Source organism: Paenibacillus sp. Leaf72, assembly GCF_001422685.1.
GTDB lineage: Bacteria > Bacillota > Bacilli > Paenibacillales > Paenibacillaceae > Pristimantibacillus.
On sequence record NZ_LMLV01000034.1, the window covers coordinates 36,680 to 54,356 of the forward strand.

The window sequence follows — 17,677 nt, forward strand, 5'->3', positions numbered from 1 at the left end:
GGCCCAATAGGAATAACCGGGGAACTAACTGGCGCCATAGGTACGTTCGGTAGATTGAAGATCATGAGACATTTCCTTTAGTATTCTTACGTCGTTTATTTTTAGACGCAGCGGGAGTTGTATTCTTTTTCGTTGCTAATAAGCTTTCTTGCAAAGCGGTCATCAAATCAATTACATTTGACTTTCCTTCAACAGATGGCGCTTCAATAATATCCGGGCTTTGACCCACAATTTTGGATTGAATAAGCTCAGTTAATGCGGAGCGGTAATCATCAGAATATTTTTGAGGATCAAATGGCTCACTAAGTTGCTCAACAAGCATTTTAGCCATACCGAGCTCTTTTTCATTTACCTCTATCTTAGAAGGTAGATTTGGAACCTGACTTATGGCGCGGATCTCATCAGGAAAAAACATCGTCTCAAGAGATAAACAGTTATCAATAACTCTGACAGCTGCTAAACTGCTCTTACTTCGAATCGATATTTTAGCAATACCAATTTTATTCGTTTCTTTAATTGCAGTAAGCAACAAACCATATGCCCCCGCTCCGGCTAAGTCTGGAGATAAGAAATATGTTTTTTGAAAGTAAAAGGATCAATCTCGGTCAAGTCAACAAAATCAAGAATTTGTATAAGCTTTGCTGATGTAGGAGCGATCGCTTCCAGTTCCTCATCTTTAATAATTACGAATTTGCCCGGTTCATATTCATAACCTTTAACTATTTCATCCGAACTAATAGCTTTATCACAGTGCTGGCATTTTTTCTCGTTTTTTATGGGCATACCGCAGCTTTTATGTAAGGTACGAAAGGAAATGTCTTTATTTTCTGTTGCTGCATGCATCTTTATTGGGACATGAACAAGCCCGAAACTAATAGCACCTTTCCAGATTGTTTGCATACTTTAACACTCCTCATTTTTGTTCATATCATGCCAGTCAGATAGATTATTTAATCGAAGGATACCCATTTAAAAGCAGAGATATACAATTAGTTGAATATTATGGAGCTATAAATTACCCGTGAAAATTCGGTTGCTACTTGATGTAGACATAAGAAAAAGTTGAAACAGGGAGATGGTCCGATGCACATCTCCCTGTTCAAGATTAATTGTTAGATTTGAGTTGTTCTTTAATAATGAAATAACTATGAATTGCTTCATATTTGAATTGAAATTACGTATTTGAAACGATCCATTCCGTATATTCGTGTAGATCCTACATGTCCACCATTATATCGATGTAATCAAGTTAGAATCTCTTTTGATAATAATTCAAGATTTTCAGCCAAGTGTGGTCATTATTCAGTTGTTCAGTTAACTGCGCTTCACTTATCCCAATCTTACGAGAAATGATCCAAAAACATATTAATTTCAAGCTATGGTTCAATCCAATCATGGCATAGTCGCTAATCAAATTATTAGGCCTATCCCCAAAATGCGTATAATAATTCCTTTCAGCTGTTATCATTTTTGCGAAATCCTGAATTTGCTTACCTAAAGTAGCTTTCTCAGCAAAATAATGTGGTAATGCCCCCAAGGTATCTTTAATTCTTGTACTAAAATAAGTATTCTTACCAGATCCAGGATTTTGGAATCGATGTAAACTCTCTATAACCCTCGCATAACCCAGAAATTTTTCTTGAATTGTTTTTCTGTCATTCGGAATGTTTCCAATATAGGTGTAGAGAATTTCTTCATGCTCGAATTGATACCAATTATTTAAAATGTCAGAAATATTTTCGTACATGATTTTAATTGGCATTTTAAAGGCATTAAATTCTCGATCAGTTTTATGATAGTCTGGTAAAGGAATCGTACATATTGAGACAAATTTAGATTTATCACCATAAAATCCTTGCATAGAAAGAACGTAGTCTAATGAGTCCGTATAAATGGATAAAAAGTGTTTGAATTTATTGATTCTCTTTAAGAACCACCCTAATGTTTGAGGTACTTTCGTTTCAAATAAAACTTGAAACGTATATCTTAAACCAACTGTATCGTGCCGATTAGTAATATCCTCATAAGAAATACCTGATTTAATATTCATATTAAACTGTTGTATTTGTAGATTAATATTATCGATTTCATGTTCTTTATACTCTAACTTACCGAAATAATGGAGAGAAAAAGGTGCTTGGTCCATCCAGTGATTTAGGTTAGAAAATTCAACGTACATGGACTGAAAGCACAGATCTGCAGGTGAATAAAAATGTTCGCCAAACAGTGCAAATTCAAATACCATCGAAACTTTCTTTTTTTGAATGCCCGCAAAAACATCAAATCTCATTCCTATCGATTGATCTAGACATGAAACTAAAGTGACTTTATCGTCATAACAATCTCCGAGTACAATTGGAAAATCAGTAGACTCTGAATTTAACAGAGAGCTTTCAATTGGAGCATCACCTATAACTTCTAGCTTAATTTGTTTTCGTTTCGAAATTATTAATACACCATAAACCTTCTTATCTTCTTCTCCAGGCACCCACCAACTGCCTCTGTATTCAACGTTTTCATATATCCCAACTTTTTTGCCCATTCGTTGTTCACCTCTTCATTTATATAGAAATATCGTTGATTAAAAATCCAAAGAAAACGTCCGAAAAAATAAAGGATTAGACTAAGGATGCTGAATTGACGCGGAACGTCAGCATTTGGAAAATTAGACTGGAACTTATATATCATACTCGTGCCAATCGAAAAAGAAAACTAAAGGATTAGACTACAGTCGCCCGGGCGCGGTCGTCACCGGCGCGCTTCTCGAGTGAGGCTTGTCCGCCAGTCTACAACTCTCGACCGACTCCGGACTAGAGACCCTGAAGAAACAACCAGGATCGTTCCGCTACTCCGCCGATCGGCTAGTCGCCGCCTTCGCAGGCCTGGCAGATCGTGCCAGACTGCAGTGCCTTCGGTAAGAACAATAGGAAGCGCACCGCAGAGCATATTATTTGTATGATCCCTAGCCCGCCTAATACACAATCATTACCTTGTTTCAATTTCCCATTGAGGTTGATGCATATTTAGTGTTAAGGCGCTACAAAATATTCAGGTAACAATCAATAAACACTAAATAGTATCAAGGAGGAACAACCGAATGTCATGGAAAAAACTTAAACCACCGAAAAAATACCGGAAATTCACTAAGCCAAAGTGGGCAAAGGATGTACAAGAATCTGTTTCTAATGAATTTGCAAAATTAGGTATTGATATTAATACTTTAGACGATTCATTCAACAACAAGGTAAATGATCTGGCAGCAGCGTACAAAAATGAAAAAGGTGCCAGTGGAGATTATGATGATTGTGTTACCGTAGTGGCTGCAGGAGCAGCAGCAGCTGGTGCAGCATATGGTGGACCTTTAGGTGCAGCCCTAGGGGCCGGTGCTGGAGTTCCATCGGCTAGAATAGCTTGCCGCAGGATTTTTCCAGAATAAATTCTCTTTGTTTGAGGGGGGATTTGATGGCTAAGCCTGAAGAAGTGTCAAGAATGAATGCTTCAATGTTCAAAGCAATTAATGGAGAAAATGGTACTTATCATGAATGCGTTGATGAAGTAGCAGAAAGAAATACTTTAATGGCGAACATTTCTCCTGATCTGATCCATTTGCGTATTGGGAAGGGTATTCCATATGCAGAGAAAGCATGTCGTAATGAATACTCAGAATAAATACACAGGAAAATCCGAAGCAGTTGGTCGTGACTGAGGAGCTTCGAGAGGTTACTGTCCTATAATGACCAATCGCCGTGATGGGCTGCCATCCGCGCTTCTGGTTGTTCTTTTAATACCTTCGGTTTGACGCGGTCTTTTCTCCTCAGACTGCTCTAAGGAGTAAATGAAGTATTAGACCGGAGCTATTGACCACAACGGCCGGAAGCCTATATCCGTGCCCGGTACGTACCAGGAGTGCGAGCTGCAGCAGATCGCGACAGCTACCGTCTCCGTCTTGCCGAGGTTTATGCATTTTGAAAAAAGACAAAAAAAAGAACCCTTTTATCAAGGGTTCTCTTCCAAGTATTTCGAAGCGCTTATGCCTACCTTTTGAACTCAAACTTTAATCTAAAATCATTTTATATTGTTATCACTCTTTATTGCATTAATAGCCAATTCGACATTTTCAAGTTCTTCTGTTAGCTTGCTGATTTTGTTTTTTGCTCCAAGAATATCAGTTGAGGAAGCATAACCGCCCCCTAAAATAGCTCCACCCATATCAACGATTTCTCCCTGGAGAGTAATCAATTTATGTTGTGATTCACTACAATTAGATATCTTTAAAGCATTCTCTAACGTATCAACAATGATGACGTCATTGAATAGAAAATTGAATAACGGCTTATATTTATTTTCGTAAGAAACAAGATCTACCGCATGCCCTAAAAATCCTTCGTAGGTTACTAGAGAATGATAAGAATCGTTTGGGACATACTTTTTCAAGCGATTCAGTGGTATAAAACCTGCACTCGTCAAATTCAGTTCCTTCAAATGGTTAATTGCGGCAAGAGCATGCTCTTGCCCTTCAACAACGATGTACTGAACTGATTCATTAAGTAACGCTGAGTAAGAAATTACGTACTTTTCACTCACGCAGCACAATTCTCCTACAGGACCAAGTATCCCAGTTAAGTTAGAACGTTTTTTTGCGATCATAATTCTCTTTACTGAATTTGAATAGTAGGAAAATGATTCAACATCTTCATTAGTGGTATCTCTTCTTGATCTAAGCGAGTCTCTTCTCCTAAGGAGATTTGAGAGATCTTTTAATTTGTCGCTCTGCAATTGTATTTCCCCCTTAATTTATAGTTTCAATTATGACGAATTCAAAAGTAAAGGCTAAATGTGACTCTTTAGCATTCTCTAAACATCTTGACAAGGCTATTTATCGTGAAGATCCAATAAGAACGTACATATTGTAAATGGTAAATTTCCTCTCTCTCTTTTTGTTTAATAATTCCAATAAATTGGCACTTTCCTTTTCTCCCCAAGAACTTATTTTCCCGGCAAGCTTTATCAACTTAGCGTCGATTTTTGCAATTTCTATCTCTAAGTTCTTGATTAGACTTCGAATACTTTGCTCACTTAACATACCTGTATCCTGTAATTTCTCAAGCTTCTCACCTTGAAAAACTACAAGTTCAGATAGACTTCGATTTATTTGTTCGTTTAGATTTCCTTTATCAAGATCCTTAAATTTCGCAAACAATTCAGCTCCAAATTCTGCAACATCAATAAGGTTAAAGGAATCTACATTTTCTCCATCAATACTCCAAACGTTAACTCCCCATTCCTGTGTGACCTCGATTGCGAACCTATCGTACTTTTTTAGACTATCCAAATAAAAAATAACATCACTATATTGAACCCCTTTTTCGGAAGGTTCCGCTTCTTCATAAGTAAATAGATTAATTCCGAACAACTCTTGTGTATATCTTTCCATAACTTCACCCTATTCTCTGAAATTTTCAATCAAATTTAATAAACAAACCAATCGTCGAAATGTTAATTTCAATAATTACTTTCTCATTTCCTATGCAGTTTAATTAAACTATCTAAACTTGTCATATTTCGAATTATTCCAATGACTCTTAGGAATTTGGAGTTCCATTATCCAACCATTTCTATAAGGACAATTCGTGAAAACACGAATATAATCTCCCCATTTTATCACCTTTCTTGAATCCAAAACATTTTTTAATGCTGCCAAAAATATCACTCCTTCGTTTTGAAAAACTCATACGTATCCAATAGGATTAAATGAACGTTGCATCTGTTCATTTAGACATAATTGTACTTAGAAAATGACCATTGAGAATATCATCCTCAATGGTCTCCGTAACAGAAGGTTTTAGTCTGAAATTTTCTACTTCATAGTAAATATAGTCTAATATACAATCGATTTCAATTAGCTATGAATTTAACTATCTAAAGCGCAACGTTGATTGGCCAGAAGAGAATGCCGCTTCCCAGCGATCATGTAATGCCATTTTCCTTTCTTCTTTTGATAGAGTCTGTATTTCTAGTCTTCCTTGTACTTCTTTTGATACTTTTTTAGCTAAGGCTACCGCCTTTGCTTTATTTAATCCACAGTCGCGGCTCTCGTTCTCACCTTCTACTTCAACGGTCCATTTATAACAACTTTCATAATAGACGCGTACAATGGGCTTAAACACAGTTGCAGGGTCATTCAGAATCTCATTCTCTGCATGATTAAGTTTTTGTGATGCCAATTCCAATGAATTTTTAGCTTGCAGAAATTCTACAGGTTCGATAATTTCATCACAGTTATGCAAGGCTTTTAAATCTTCTAGCTTGCGTTTATAAGATGTTACTAATGCCATTAATAATGAGTAAGTAATCATTATAATTTCTCCTTTGGTAGTACGATGATTCTATCATCGTCATGTTTTTTTATACTGCATTCAATTGATTTTTCAGCAAGACTAAGTTTAAGGCTTGTTGCGTTGTTAAAAATGGTTGCCGGTCATGTATCGCTTGAAAATTAGTACAAGCTTGAACCGGGTGTGGGTAACCATAAGCCACCTCTCCCTGCAACCATTTATCCGTACAGTCCTTAATATTTTTACAAACATCTAATGGCATCGAATCCATTAAATTCTGAATATTTCCGCTTAATACAGGATTAAGCCCCATTAAAATCATCCCCTTCTTATTGGATAAAACAGCCGCAGCCACCAATATCAAAAAGATCTAATTGATATGGTTTCTTTTGTTCGTCAATATGGAATTGATACAGTGAATAAGGAATTGATCTAGCCATTCCAGATTCCAGAAATAATGCTCCTGTATCATCGTATAAAGGTGAAACAAATTCAGGATTAGCTTTCTTCATGAAACTGTACATTCGCATCTCCATGTTCACTGAGGAAGCCGCGGGATGAATGTACAATTTAGGCCGTTCTGCGCGGTCGTAGAAATAATCACGGTACGCATCATCCAGCTCTTGCAGCTCCCTTTCTTGCACATCTAGAGGAATAATATCGTCTGGATGTATGGTATCTTTCGGGCTGTTTCCGTAAATAATGTATCTATAGCTCGATACACACATGCTCAAATGATATTCCTGCTCCATAAGTTTTTTATAGACTTCAGGCATCTTTCTTTTTAAGTTCCTATAGTGCCCTTGCCCTGCTTTCACACATCTACCATTGCAGTTGTTGTGTGAGAATTCGAGGTCATACAATTCGGGTTGTTTAATATTATAGGTCTTCAAACTTTTTCGAATATCAATACTTTCCTCTATTAAGGGCATCCGCACTTTGAAAGGTTTCCAATTCTCGACGATCGGTCCCTCACGGTGTAATTCCTCAATTCCAATTCCAAAATAAACCGTTGCGTTAGTTATGAAGTCAAGGTTTTTCAAAGAGGCTTTATTACGCCAGGTTTGTATTTTGGGAATTTTATTTTTCTTTAGATAATCGGCAGCTACTCTCATTTTTAGGTATTTAGAACAATCTGCCATTCGACTGTTATACATGATCTTCTTTTCAAACATTAATTGAATGGGATTAATCCCTATGGAATGCGTTAGCAACGGTAATTCTAATTTATCAGAGGATTCATTAATAAAACGATAGGAGTCCTCATTTTCCCATAACGTATCCGTAAAGTAGAGCAGGATGTTGTCTGCTGGGTATCTCTCTTTCACATATGCCGCGACAGCAAAAGAAGCCTTACCTCCGCTAAAAAAAATAATATGGTTTCTAATTTTCGATGTCTCCTTTCACATAAAAGAAAATGGTTAATCGCATTGATCTGCAATTAACCATTCTTAAAATCCTAATTAATAGTTTTTTTTCTTAACTCGTAACCTTCAATACGATATCATCCTTTTAAAAACACATCTCAATTTGTTTCACACTATTACCTTCAATCTCTCTTTGAATTTCCTTTTGTCGGGCTGACAAAAAGAAATGGAGTAGTTCTGTTTTCGAACAGTAGTCAGGTAACCATACTCCCGTAAACTGTTTAAACATTTCTCTCCAGTAAGGATAGCTAGCAGCTTGGTTCATCCAATTGTATTCCTCACGAGTCACCAACATATGTTCCCGCTTATTCAAATACAAATAGAGCGGTTCATAATGAAAACGTGATAAATACCTAACCGCATCACTTACTTTAGCTGATAGATGATTGGGATAAGTTCGAAGATATTGTTCAATATTTTTTAGCGGAATCTCCGCTGGTTTCTCACAATCATCAGATGCAAGAACGAGCTGAGATTCTGAAACACTCATCGCCTTCAAATCATATTCCATACGAACTACTAAAACGTTATCGTTGTATCCGCATGATATTGCAAACGATTCTTCGCCGTCTTCTTGCTTAACCAGTACACGTACTCCTGGTGTAGAAACGGAAATCACATCTTCTTGACCCCATAAATCGACTTGGATAACATCCTTAGAAACCTCAGTAAAGTTCAGCATTTTATTTAATCTTCCTCTCTAGTTGGCATAATAAAAACCCCTATTCAGCTACGAGAGCTTCATACGAGTGTCCTCTTTAGATATCCAGTACAAGTTGTCTACCTTCGATTAATTTATCCTTAAATGTGACAGCCTCTATATCGTGTATGAAGGCAAGGGATATCGTGACTGATTCTCCAGATATATTGAGAGATAATTGTTGAATATGACCAAATTCATTCCTAATTATCTCTGTACACTCCCCATAGAAGGACGTCATCTCTGTTAATATACGAACTGATTGGCCCACTTTTAAAGTAGCTGCTACGCGAGAAACACCTTCGAAACGTTTAATCCAGATGTTGTCATTCTCCGTCATTCTGTCTATTCCTACAGATTTTGATTTAATTTTTGTACCATCATTGTCTACCAGATAATCTGGCTCCCATACAGGGTGAAATAAAGACGATGTAAATGGTCCAGGTGTAATGGGCAACAATTGAAATAAAGCCTCCCAAAATCGATCTGGAATCGCCAATCCCTCTTTTATTTCACGTTGTCTAACCAACTTTGTGATAGCTAAAATTTCTTCTTCCTTCATTGGTACTCCTAGTCGAGACCAGTGATTCAGAAGAATCGTTCGCATATCAATGGTCAGATCACCATATCCAGGTTGGAAAGTGCCTGCTTTCCTACTTCTCTTGTAGCCTGTAAAACCACCATATCGTATATCCTGAGCTGATTTTAGGATGTTTCTCATCTCATACAGGTGACTTAATTCTTCTGGATAAGCCTCTACAAGATTTTTTAGCGAGATATCTTCCTTAACAACCGTACAGGACCAACATCCAAAACGTGCTGCAGATCCTGAGCAACTCTTTATGGCATCATTATCGTTGGTTATCATTGCACCAATCGGACATTCCATCATGCCGGCTGCAAAGCCGTAGATGTTGATCAATTGATAATTTGAATATTCTTCTGTCCATGGTGAAGGATGCCTAGCTAAAAATGTAGCTACATCCGTAGCAGACCAGTGACGAATAGGTGGAGCTGTTCGAATACAGCGAATAACATGGACTCCATAAAAATCATCTCCAAAATGATGATTGATGGATCGTGTTCGATTAGATGATTCACTCGATCTAACACCAAGCGCCTGAACAATGATCTCCTCATCTGAGAAGCGCATAAGATCAGTCCGTGCCGGCCCGACTTTGAGCCGTGAAATGCACCAGCGAAAGCTTTGAGTTGGCGGTGAAAAAGATTTACCGAAAATACAGGTAACAAAGTTATCCTCAATGAGCGGTTCTACAATGACATACCGCTCTTCTCCAAACCCATTCTTAAACCGCTGATTTAAGGTGCGAAGGATAACGTCTTTCATCCTCCGAACATGCTGCTCGATAATTGGATTTTCAACGCCTGTACTCGCACTGATAATGTGTAACTTGTCTTGATATTCAGGATTTTCAAGGGCAAACTCGACACACATCTGAACAATGACCGTAGAATCTTTCCCTCCCGAATATGCACAAATTACTTTTTCATTCTCTTCGAACATTTTACGTATAGCCTGCCTGGATACTTCCAGAACTTCATCAGGCACCTTATCTTCAATGCCCATGTATTCCTGATTGCCACTGTTGTGTTGATCAGAGTTTATAGGGTCCATCGATACATCAAAATCAAAAATGGATTGTTTAATGTATTCCGTTTTCTGTGTAAGATCTGGCCATTCAAATGGTTCCTTTACGCCATAAGGAGAAATTTGCTTTTGCCCGATATATACTTCGAGCAGCAAACAAAATTCATCAGACTTGCACCATATCATTAGCTTGTGCTTGGGTGAGAATAAACTCTGACTTACCTTTCCGGACAATACTTCCTGCTTAAAGGCATCCGTGAATGCTTGCTGCGGAATCGTAACACTCATCCCAAAATGGTTTTCAAGGCCATATAACAATGAGGCAACTTGAAGATTAGATTCACTCAATAAGAGCTCCTTCCAATTAAACGCTAGCTCTGGAGCTCCTATCATCTCATCCTTAGGTTGATCAGTAATAAAGTGATGAACGGCCACATAGTGTGTGTCACATCTAAATACAGCTGTCCATTTGCGTACTACACCATAATAAAACCACCCCTTGCTTTGTAGGTGTTTCCAAATTTTTCGAGTCCGGTTGTTATGCTTTTTCAAATTTGCTTCAGGGGAAATTTTATTATCCACCTGAATGAACTGATAATGAGAAGATTCAATTGTTGATTCTTCAATATCATCTTGATCATCTTTAAGCAACGTTTCTCAGCTCCCTGATGTATTCAGAACAACAAAAAAAGCTCACTTCATCTTAAAGATGAAATGAGCTTTTCGTTAGAGTCCTGAAGGACATTTATGAATTTTTAAATAAAAACAAATCTTTCAAAACTAAACCAATGTCATCAGAATGGCTGAGTACGTAGCAAGCTACCATCACATACCTAAACTAACAACATCTGTTCCATTACCAGCTTCACATCGTAGTCAGGATTATAAAAGTCTACGCTGCGTTCAAGGCCTCATTTCAAGTTTCTTCTAAAACGAATCAATTCTTGATTCATCGAAGTCCGCTGCTAATACGTTTGAACACTACCATCGCAAAATGCGTACATAGCTCAAGCATCAGCTCTTAAAATGAAAATGTATTGCATATAGATATATTGTACAACTTCTTATTAAAAAAAGAAACATACAAACATAAAATGAACGGGACACACCTTTTAAGTGTGTCCCGTCCCGTTCTGTACGGCAATTCGTTCATGAAGTTTAATTATTCTTCCGATAATACGTCGCTTATGATTTTTTATCTTGTATCCTTCATCGTGGCCAATTACTTTCCAGCTGGTTTGCGGGTACTCCTCATACCCTGTGGAATTTGTTAATTTAATACAATGGATCTCATCAGTACCTTGAATATCGAAGAAATACAACCAATATTTTGGTGCAATTTTCTGATAACCTAAATAAGGACGTTTTGCTGTTTCACCGTTCAGTCCATTTACAAACAGGACAATATCGCCTTTATTTAGTGAACTGATTTCTAAAAAAGGCAGCTGTTCCATCGGTAGCTGTTCTTTAGATGATTCATTTTCCCCAGACAAATTTTTTATAATGAAAGTTAACAGATCAAGAAGCGTTCGAATAAAGCAATAAGTTATTGTTGCAATTGCAAGAAACACTCTTTCCATTTTCATATTTCACTATCACTCCAATACTATATTTTCTTGGCCATAAAGAAAGGAACCATGAGAATTGAGCTTCTCTTGGTCCCCTATTAAAAAATATTTTCTTCAAAAGCAATACCTTCATTATCTATTCACATTTAAAACATTCTCTATATAAACTAAAATATTGTAACTTATAGGATCTTTCCTTTCATGAAGGATAATATAATCCCATTCCCCTTCTTTCACAAGATCAGAAACAGTATTTCTTATAAAATCTGAGTTATTTAGATGTGTTTCAAATGCATACTCCAATCCAAGCAGAGCTGTTATGCAATGCTCCTCGAACAAAATGTCACTATAAATTTCCTCTCGAAAGATTTTTGCAGTTGGACTATTCTCTCCAAATCCATTTTCATAGACAAGAGTTATCCGATTTTCTTTTGCAATCTCAGTCAATGCCTCTTCAGGCGTTAATTTCATCATTACACATGACTCCATTCATCTTTTTATAACGTATATGGTCTTCATATTCTCCTATAATTTGATTTTCTTAATCGTTCCATTTGCTGCTTCTAATTGCAATCTATAGGTTTCAATTTGAATAGCCTCTCTTAGATCGAGGTCATCCTTAGCTTGCTCCCCTAGTTCTACAATTAACTCAAATAGTGAGCGGTTCTTCAAAATGACATTTTCATCAGTTGGAAACTCAGTTAAAGAATTCTTTAACCAACTTAATCCAATTTTATTTTGATTCGATCGCAAAAAAAACTCTAGCCCTTCAAAATTATTCTCCCCAATGAATGCTAAAATTTCCGATGACCTATTTTTCTCTTTCATGATTTGCTCCTCGAATCAGCGGATTAAATCCAGCTATCATTTATTTTACTTAACTCCTCAAAAACAATTTTGAACGTATACATAAACCACTTAATATTTCTAAAGATCATTTTTAATTATTTGGAGCATACTCTCTTACCTGCCTTGTTTATTATAACCTTTAGGCCACACACAAATAGAAAATATTTAATACCTCTATCGTTAAAGCGACTCATAAATTGAAAAAGATTAAAATCTCACGACAGCACCAGGGTCAATCACCTTAAGCCTGCCATTCGTATCTTTCCCGATATTGTCGGTACCAGGGTCAATGAATTGAATCATCATCGAGCTCAAAAGTACCGTTAACTTAGTGACATCCGAATCTGAAATATCCTTAGTTATAAGTTTTGGATAAATTTCTACTCTTATCAAACCAAACTGTTTTTGACATATAGGTTGATTGACGTATTCGGACTCAATAACTGGCTTAAGGATTCCCACACCGAGCCGCAAGATCATTCCTTCAGTGATTTCAAACACTACACTGCCGGTTCCAGCACCTAGAGGTTTAAGATACAAACATCCTTGCTCGATTAAATATGATCCAATCGAAGCTGCTAAGTTATCCCTTTCTATTACTTTAAGAATTTCGTGAGCGACGACATCTGGAACCAAGCCCCATCGGACTGAACGTTTCATTTCTGATAAACCTTTTTTTAATTCAATAGACATTGTAATCTTCCTCTTATTTACCTGTCTCCAATTCTCACTATACCGTTAAATCACTAATTCTTCTCCAAGTCTCAGTAATATAAATTTCATATTTATGAGGTATTGGTCGATTGGACTTAAGATATGAAAAAAGAGAATTTAACAGATCCCTTTCTAAGGTTGTTAAAGCTTTCCGGTTTCGGTGCTTTTTGAATTTTGCAATCCATTGTAACCAATCAACGCCTTCGTTCTCGCTTCCTGACTTGGACAGTGTTTTAATCAGACAATATCCAATCGCTCTCCCCAAACTTACTGGGACAGCATTACCAATTTGGCGGTATTGATCTTTCATATCTCCGATAAATACATAATCATCAGGAAACCCTTGTATTCTTGCACATTCCCTGATACTTAAACCCCTTGTTTCTTCAGGGTGAGTAAGTGTACCATGTTTTTTAGTTGTTAAAACCGTGCAAATTGTAGGACTTGGTTTATCCCACGACAGCCTTCTGTAATAACTTGTTATGACACCTAACGTGTTACGAAAATCCCTAACACCGCAATTTGGACATACGTTATCATATTGAGGTTTATACTCCTTTCTACAGTTATTGCATGTCCCTCGGTAGTCCTTACTTAGGGCAAACATCGCCGTATCAATATCAAGTACATTCCAGCACTTTCCTGGGGCGATTTTATTCATAATTATGCCATCTTGAGCATCAAATGCTGCATACGCAGACGGCTCAATACCCTTAAGCTGCTCACGCAACGTTTTAGGTCCACTAATCGGTTCTAGAAAGGAGAAAGGATTTGGTTGCCAATCTTGCCGTCCAATCATAATTACTCTCTCCCGATTTTGTGCAACGCCATAATCTAATGCATTTAGTACTTTATGTTCTAATTTTAGTCCCGTTTGTTCATGTAGTAATTTTTTAAATGTATTAAATGCAGGCAGATGCTTGGCACCAACCATATAACTTACGTTTTCAAATACGATAATTTCTGGTTTTAATTCACGAACCACTCTCAAATATTCGTAAATTAGCTTACCTCTTGAATCTTCTAATCCTTGTTTACCACCCGTCTCCGTTTTGAATGTACTCCAGGATTGACATGGGCTCCCGCCGGCTAGAATAATTTTGACACTATGCCCGATTTGATCACGAATCATCTTTCCAGTTATCAATTTAATATCCGTGCACCATACAGTTGTTTCTGGATGGTTCGCTCGATAGGTTTCCGCAGCCCGCTCATCTATCTCTATAGCTAAGGCAATATGAAGGCCGGCTTGCTTTAAGCCCTCACCTAATCCTCCAGCACCTGCAAATAAATCGACTACAACCACTTCTTGCACATTTTCCTTACTATTCATTTCTTATCGCCCTTTCGATTCTCAATTTATTTGAGTCGAAAGGGAAAACCATGAAACGTGCGTCATACGCTAGCTAAGCGCATTGAGGGACGAATAGCGAACTTATGCATTGGCCCATACCTGATTTCATGTTTTTACGAATGCCTGAGTTAAGCATAACAAGAGCTAATCCTTGTCTATCGTCCACGTTCGATATCAACCCGCTACCGCGGGAATCGATAAGAAATTGAGGTGTTTTAGATGCAAATTAATCCCTCCACACGCTAGTGGTAATTTGTAGCCCAAAGATGCGTTTTTAGAAAAAGATTCGTTTCAAAGGTTTTTGCATAAATAATTTGTCCGCTTTCCATACGTAAAAACAACTTATACCCCTCGTTACTCCCCGTATGGAAACGAACTTCCTGAATTATACCTTCCTTTTCTTTTTTCAACTCATGCATTTCATCTATGGAATACTCCCAATTTTCCAAGATAGCCTTACCATCCTTCAAGGCCTGATTGATAAGCATGGAGAGCTGTATGCCATTTTCTTCAAATGCCATGTTGACCCATTCACTTTCTTTTCTTAAAAATTGAATGAGATCCGCATAGCAAACCTTTGTTCCTATCATGAGAAGTTCCCTCTCTTCAGTTATTTAAGAATTTTCCTGCATCAAAGATTGTAGTCACTTTTAGATCACTATCTGGCGTTGACTCAATACTGTTTATAATGATTAAATCTCCATCAATTGGTCCATCACCAGCTACACCGCGAAGCAATTCCTCATCAGTTACTTGATTCGCTATCACACTTTGAATACCGTCTAATGTGAGATCCTCACTTTCTACCTCAATACTTCCTACAAGCATGTAAGTCACGATTACTTTCACTTTTGTCATCATGTTTTCTTCCTTTCCGAATATTGCTAGTTTTTTTATATAAAAAAAGGCACCCTTTAAAAGAGGCCACTGAAAAAGTCCCCCTTTTCTAAAAATAACTAAATAGCTGAAAAAACGAGCCTCTAGAATCGCTTCTAAGGCTCGTTTTATATGTAGGGGGCACACTTTTTCAGTGGCCTCCCTTTAAAAGGCACCTTTTCTTAATATTATTCAACAAGATATGACTATAAAATAAAGGGGATCTCATTTGCTTTTACTTCAAATACCCAATTAGTCTCCAGCCATTCACATGTTATTTTCACATTATGACTTTCGTTAGTGAAAATAATTATTTTCTCTCCGGTGGTATATGGTCTAACATTAAAGGTTAATGATCTGGCCTCTCCAGCCTCATAAAGATCAAAAACACAATTTTTGTACCAACCTAGTTGAGCAGGTGGAAAATTCTCTAATGAAAACCAACCCTCTTTATTCGTATCTAAACGAATAATTATTGATTTTTGAAAAGGTTTAAGAAACCGTTTCAATTCCGAATTTTGAATTGAGTATAGAGTTGTTATCTGTTTAGGATGATATTTTCTTATTTTAAGGACCAATATATAAGAACAAAAATTAAACAGACCTTTAATTTCTTTATCTATTTCCTTCGTGTCCCAGATATCAGATTCGTTCTTAAGCAAGTCGTGTTCTACCACAACAAACTTACGACCAAATCCTCTATCAATACAGTAAACATCCATTTCCCTTTCATAGCCCACAAGTAAGGTAACATTCATCCCCACTTGCAGTTCATTTAATAAGGTCATTATCTGCTCCTTATTTGATATCATCGATATTCGCCTCCAATTCTATTTAACACTAGTAGCAATAATCGTTGTAAGACACGACAGCATACTTGTTTAAATCACTTATAAAGAAAACATGAGAATAATAGTCGCGAACGCCGAATGTAGATCCATACGTGTCGCAAGTACTATGGTAGGTATTCCCATTTTCATTAATGCAAACACCTACTTCTGGCAGAAATGATCTGGACAAAGTAAGTTCAGCACTTGAATCAGACAAGAATATGGAGTAATTGGGCCCGTCTGCATCCGCAATTCTCTCGAATTCAATAAATTTATTCAATACATACCACTCAAAATTGGTGATATGATTAGCTTTGACAGTAGTACGCTTCAACTCTGGTAGAATTTTCCCCCTAGCCCCTATAAGTTGAATATTTACTTCAACCTCATGTTCTAATGGGGATGGGTTCCTAAGCATTCCATATAAGCATGCGCTTCTATCATTTTCAAAACAGGTGCCCTTAATAAGCGCTTGTTCAATGATACTGTTGAAAAATACAATGGAACTCGGAATATTATGTTCGGCCATGTATGCAGCGAAAATTGGTCTTTCACGCATATCCTTTTTATATTGAACTTCAACTGTATCCGTGTAGGATTCATGATGAAGGACTCTTGCGAAATAGTCGGAACTATCCTTAATATCCAAAAAAAACTCTTCCATGAACTCATTTTCCATTACGCTACAACTCCCTCAGTTTTCTTAATGTGGTCAAGAGTTTTGTTATTATTCCATGTCGGGTAAGATGTCATAAGACACCACAGCATACTTGTTTAAATCACTTATAAAGAAAACATAAGAATGATAATTTCGGACACCATATGCTAGTCCATATATACTACAAGTACTGTGGTAAAAATTCCCTTCTTGATAAACACAAACCCTTTCTGGTAGAAAGGATCTGGATAAAATAATAGCAGCACTTGATTCATACAAACATACTGAGAAATTTGCTGCGTCTTCATCCCTAATTTGTTTGTTCTCAATAAATTTTTTTAATACATAAAACTCAAAGTTAGTAATGTGACTGGCTTTGATTGTAGTGTACTCTTTCTCGGGTAAAACTCGACCTTCTGTACCCATAAGTTGAACAATTACTTCAACATCATGAGCTGTTAGGGATGGGTTTCTAAGCATATCAAATAGGTATGCCTTTTCACCATTATCGAAACATGTATTCTTGATAAGCGCTTGTTCAATGATACTGTTGAAAAATACAATGGAACTCGGAATATTATGTTCGGCCATGTATGCAGCGAAAATAGGACGCTCACACATATCCTTTTTAAACTGGACTTCAACTGTATCCGTGTAAGGTTCAAAATGAAGTTCTTCAGCAAAGAGTTCTGCTCTTTTATTCATTCCTACCAGAAATTCTTTGATAAAATCATTTTTCATAGCAAATCAACTCCCT

The 17,677-nt window shown here is 37.0% G+C and carries 20 protein-coding genes and 1 pseudogene; 2 read left to right on the forward strand and 19 right to left on the reverse strand.

Annotated features, from left to right (window positions below; genetic code table 11):
* Positions 1–61 precede the first annotated feature (61 nt).
* A pseudogene (ku, locus tag ASF12_RS33355) lies at positions 62–900 on the reverse strand (non-homologous end joining protein Ku).
* 349 nt (positions 901–1,249) lie between these two features.
* The gene (locus tag ASF12_RS29130; RefSeq protein WP_056042169.1) at positions 1,250–2,542 is read right to left on the reverse strand and encodes a HEPN domain-containing protein; all 1,293 of its coding nucleotides are present in this window, start codon (positions 2,540–2,542) and stop codon (positions 1,250–1,252) included.
* 555 nt (positions 2,543–3,097) lie between these two features.
* On the opposite strand from ASF12_RS29130, the gene ASF12_RS29135 reads away from it, so the two are divergent.
* The gene (locus ASF12_RS29135) at positions 3,098–3,436 is read left to right on the forward strand and encodes a hypothetical protein (RefSeq protein WP_056042171.1); all 339 of its coding nucleotides are present in this window, start codon (positions 3,098–3,100) and stop codon (positions 3,434–3,436) included.
* 26 nt (positions 3,437–3,462) lie between these two features.
* A complete protein-coding gene (locus ASF12_RS29140; RefSeq protein ID WP_056042172.1) occupies positions 3,463–3,669 on the forward strand; it encodes a hypothetical protein in 207 nt (68 codons plus the stop codon).
* Between the two features lie 396 nt (positions 3,670–4,065).
* On the opposite strand, the gene ASF12_RS29145 is transcribed toward ASF12_RS29140, so the two are convergent.
* The 17 genes from ASF12_RS29145 to ASF12_RS29225 form a co-directional block, all read right to left on the reverse strand.
* Complete coding sequence (locus tag ASF12_RS29145) at positions 4,066–4,776, reverse strand: hypothetical protein (RefSeq protein ID WP_056042174.1); 711 nt, start codon at positions 4,774–4,776, stop codon at positions 4,066–4,068.
* A 100-nt stretch (positions 4,777–4,876) separates the two neighbouring features.
* Positions 4,877–5,434 carry a hypothetical protein gene (locus ASF12_RS29150; RefSeq protein WP_056042175.1) on the reverse strand — a complete coding sequence of 186 codons (558 nt, stop codon included), beginning with the start codon at positions 5,432–5,434 and terminating at the stop codon, positions 4,877–4,879.
* Positions 5,435–5,915: 481 nt separating this feature from the next.
* Positions 5,916–6,356, reverse strand: coding sequence for a hypothetical protein (locus ASF12_RS29155; protein WP_056042177.1), 441 nt, complete (start codon positions 6,354–6,356; stop codon positions 5,916–5,918).
* Between the two features lie 49 nt (positions 6,357–6,405).
* Positions 6,406–6,648: a hypothetical protein gene (locus ASF12_RS29160; protein ID WP_056042179.1), complete on the reverse strand. Its 243-nt coding sequence runs from the start codon at positions 6,646–6,648 to the stop codon at positions 6,406–6,408.
* A 16-nt stretch (positions 6,649–6,664) separates the two neighbouring features.
* Positions 6,665–7,723, reverse strand: coding sequence for a phosphoadenosine phosphosulfate reductase domain-containing protein (locus tag ASF12_RS29165; RefSeq protein ID WP_056042183.1), 1,059 nt, complete (start codon positions 7,721–7,723; stop codon positions 6,665–6,667).
* 124 nt (positions 7,724–7,847) lie between these two features.
* Complete coding sequence (locus ASF12_RS29170) at positions 7,848–8,444, reverse strand: hypothetical protein (protein WP_056042185.1); 597 nt, start codon at positions 8,442–8,444, stop codon at positions 7,848–7,850.
* Positions 8,445–8,520: 76 nt separating this feature from the next.
* Positions 8,521–10,722, reverse strand: a complete 2,202-nt coding sequence (locus ASF12_RS29175) for a phosphoadenosine phosphosulfate reductase domain-containing protein (RefSeq protein WP_056042187.1) — start codon at positions 10,720–10,722, stop codon at positions 8,521–8,523.
* A gap of 461 nt (positions 10,723–11,183) precedes the next feature.
* Positions 11,184–11,657: a hypothetical protein gene (locus ASF12_RS29180; RefSeq protein ID WP_056042189.1), complete on the reverse strand. Its 474-nt coding sequence runs from the start codon at positions 11,655–11,657 to the stop codon at positions 11,184–11,186.
* 114 nt (positions 11,658–11,771) lie between these two features.
* A complete protein-coding gene (locus ASF12_RS29185) occupies positions 11,772–12,113 on the reverse strand; it encodes a hypothetical protein (RefSeq protein WP_056042190.1) in 342 nt (113 codons plus the stop codon).
* Positions 12,114–12,164: 51 nt separating this feature from the next.
* Positions 12,165–12,467 carry a hypothetical protein gene (locus ASF12_RS29190; protein ID WP_056042192.1) on the reverse strand — a complete coding sequence of 101 codons (303 nt, stop codon included), beginning with the start codon at positions 12,465–12,467 and terminating at the stop codon, positions 12,165–12,167.
* 228 nt (positions 12,468–12,695) lie between these two features.
* On the reverse strand, positions 12,696–13,181 hold the full coding sequence (locus ASF12_RS29195; RefSeq protein WP_056042193.1) for a hypothetical protein: 486 nt from the start codon (positions 13,179–13,181) through the stop codon (positions 12,696–12,698).
* A 37-nt stretch (positions 13,182–13,218) separates the two neighbouring features.
* Positions 13,219–14,535 (reverse strand): DNA cytosine methyltransferase, encoded by a 1,317-nt coding sequence (locus tag ASF12_RS29200; RefSeq protein WP_056042195.1) that lies wholly within the window; start codon positions 14,533–14,535, stop codon positions 13,219–13,221.
* 263 nt (positions 14,536–14,798) lie between these two features.
* On the reverse strand, positions 14,799–15,146 hold the full coding sequence (locus ASF12_RS29205; protein ID WP_056042198.1) for a hypothetical protein: 348 nt from the start codon (positions 15,144–15,146) through the stop codon (positions 14,799–14,801).
* Positions 15,147–15,162: 16 nt separating this feature from the next.
* Positions 15,163–15,579, reverse strand: coding sequence for a hypothetical protein (locus ASF12_RS29210; RefSeq protein ID WP_056042200.1), 417 nt, complete (start codon positions 15,577–15,579; stop codon positions 15,163–15,165).
* 59 nt (positions 15,580–15,638) lie between these two features.
* Complete coding sequence (locus ASF12_RS29215; RefSeq protein ID WP_056042202.1) at positions 15,639–16,244, reverse strand: hypothetical protein; 606 nt, start codon at positions 16,242–16,244, stop codon at positions 15,639–15,641.
* Between the two features lie 28 nt (positions 16,245–16,272).
* Positions 16,273–16,941 carry a hypothetical protein gene (locus ASF12_RS29220; protein WP_056042204.1) on the reverse strand — a complete coding sequence of 223 codons (669 nt, stop codon included), beginning with the start codon at positions 16,939–16,941 and terminating at the stop codon, positions 16,273–16,275.
* 48 nt (positions 16,942–16,989) lie between these two features.
* Positions 16,990–17,661 (reverse strand): hypothetical protein, encoded by a 672-nt coding sequence (locus tag ASF12_RS29225; RefSeq protein ID WP_056042206.1) that lies wholly within the window; start codon positions 17,659–17,661, stop codon positions 16,990–16,992.
* Between the last annotated feature and the right edge of the window lie 16 nt (positions 17,662–17,677).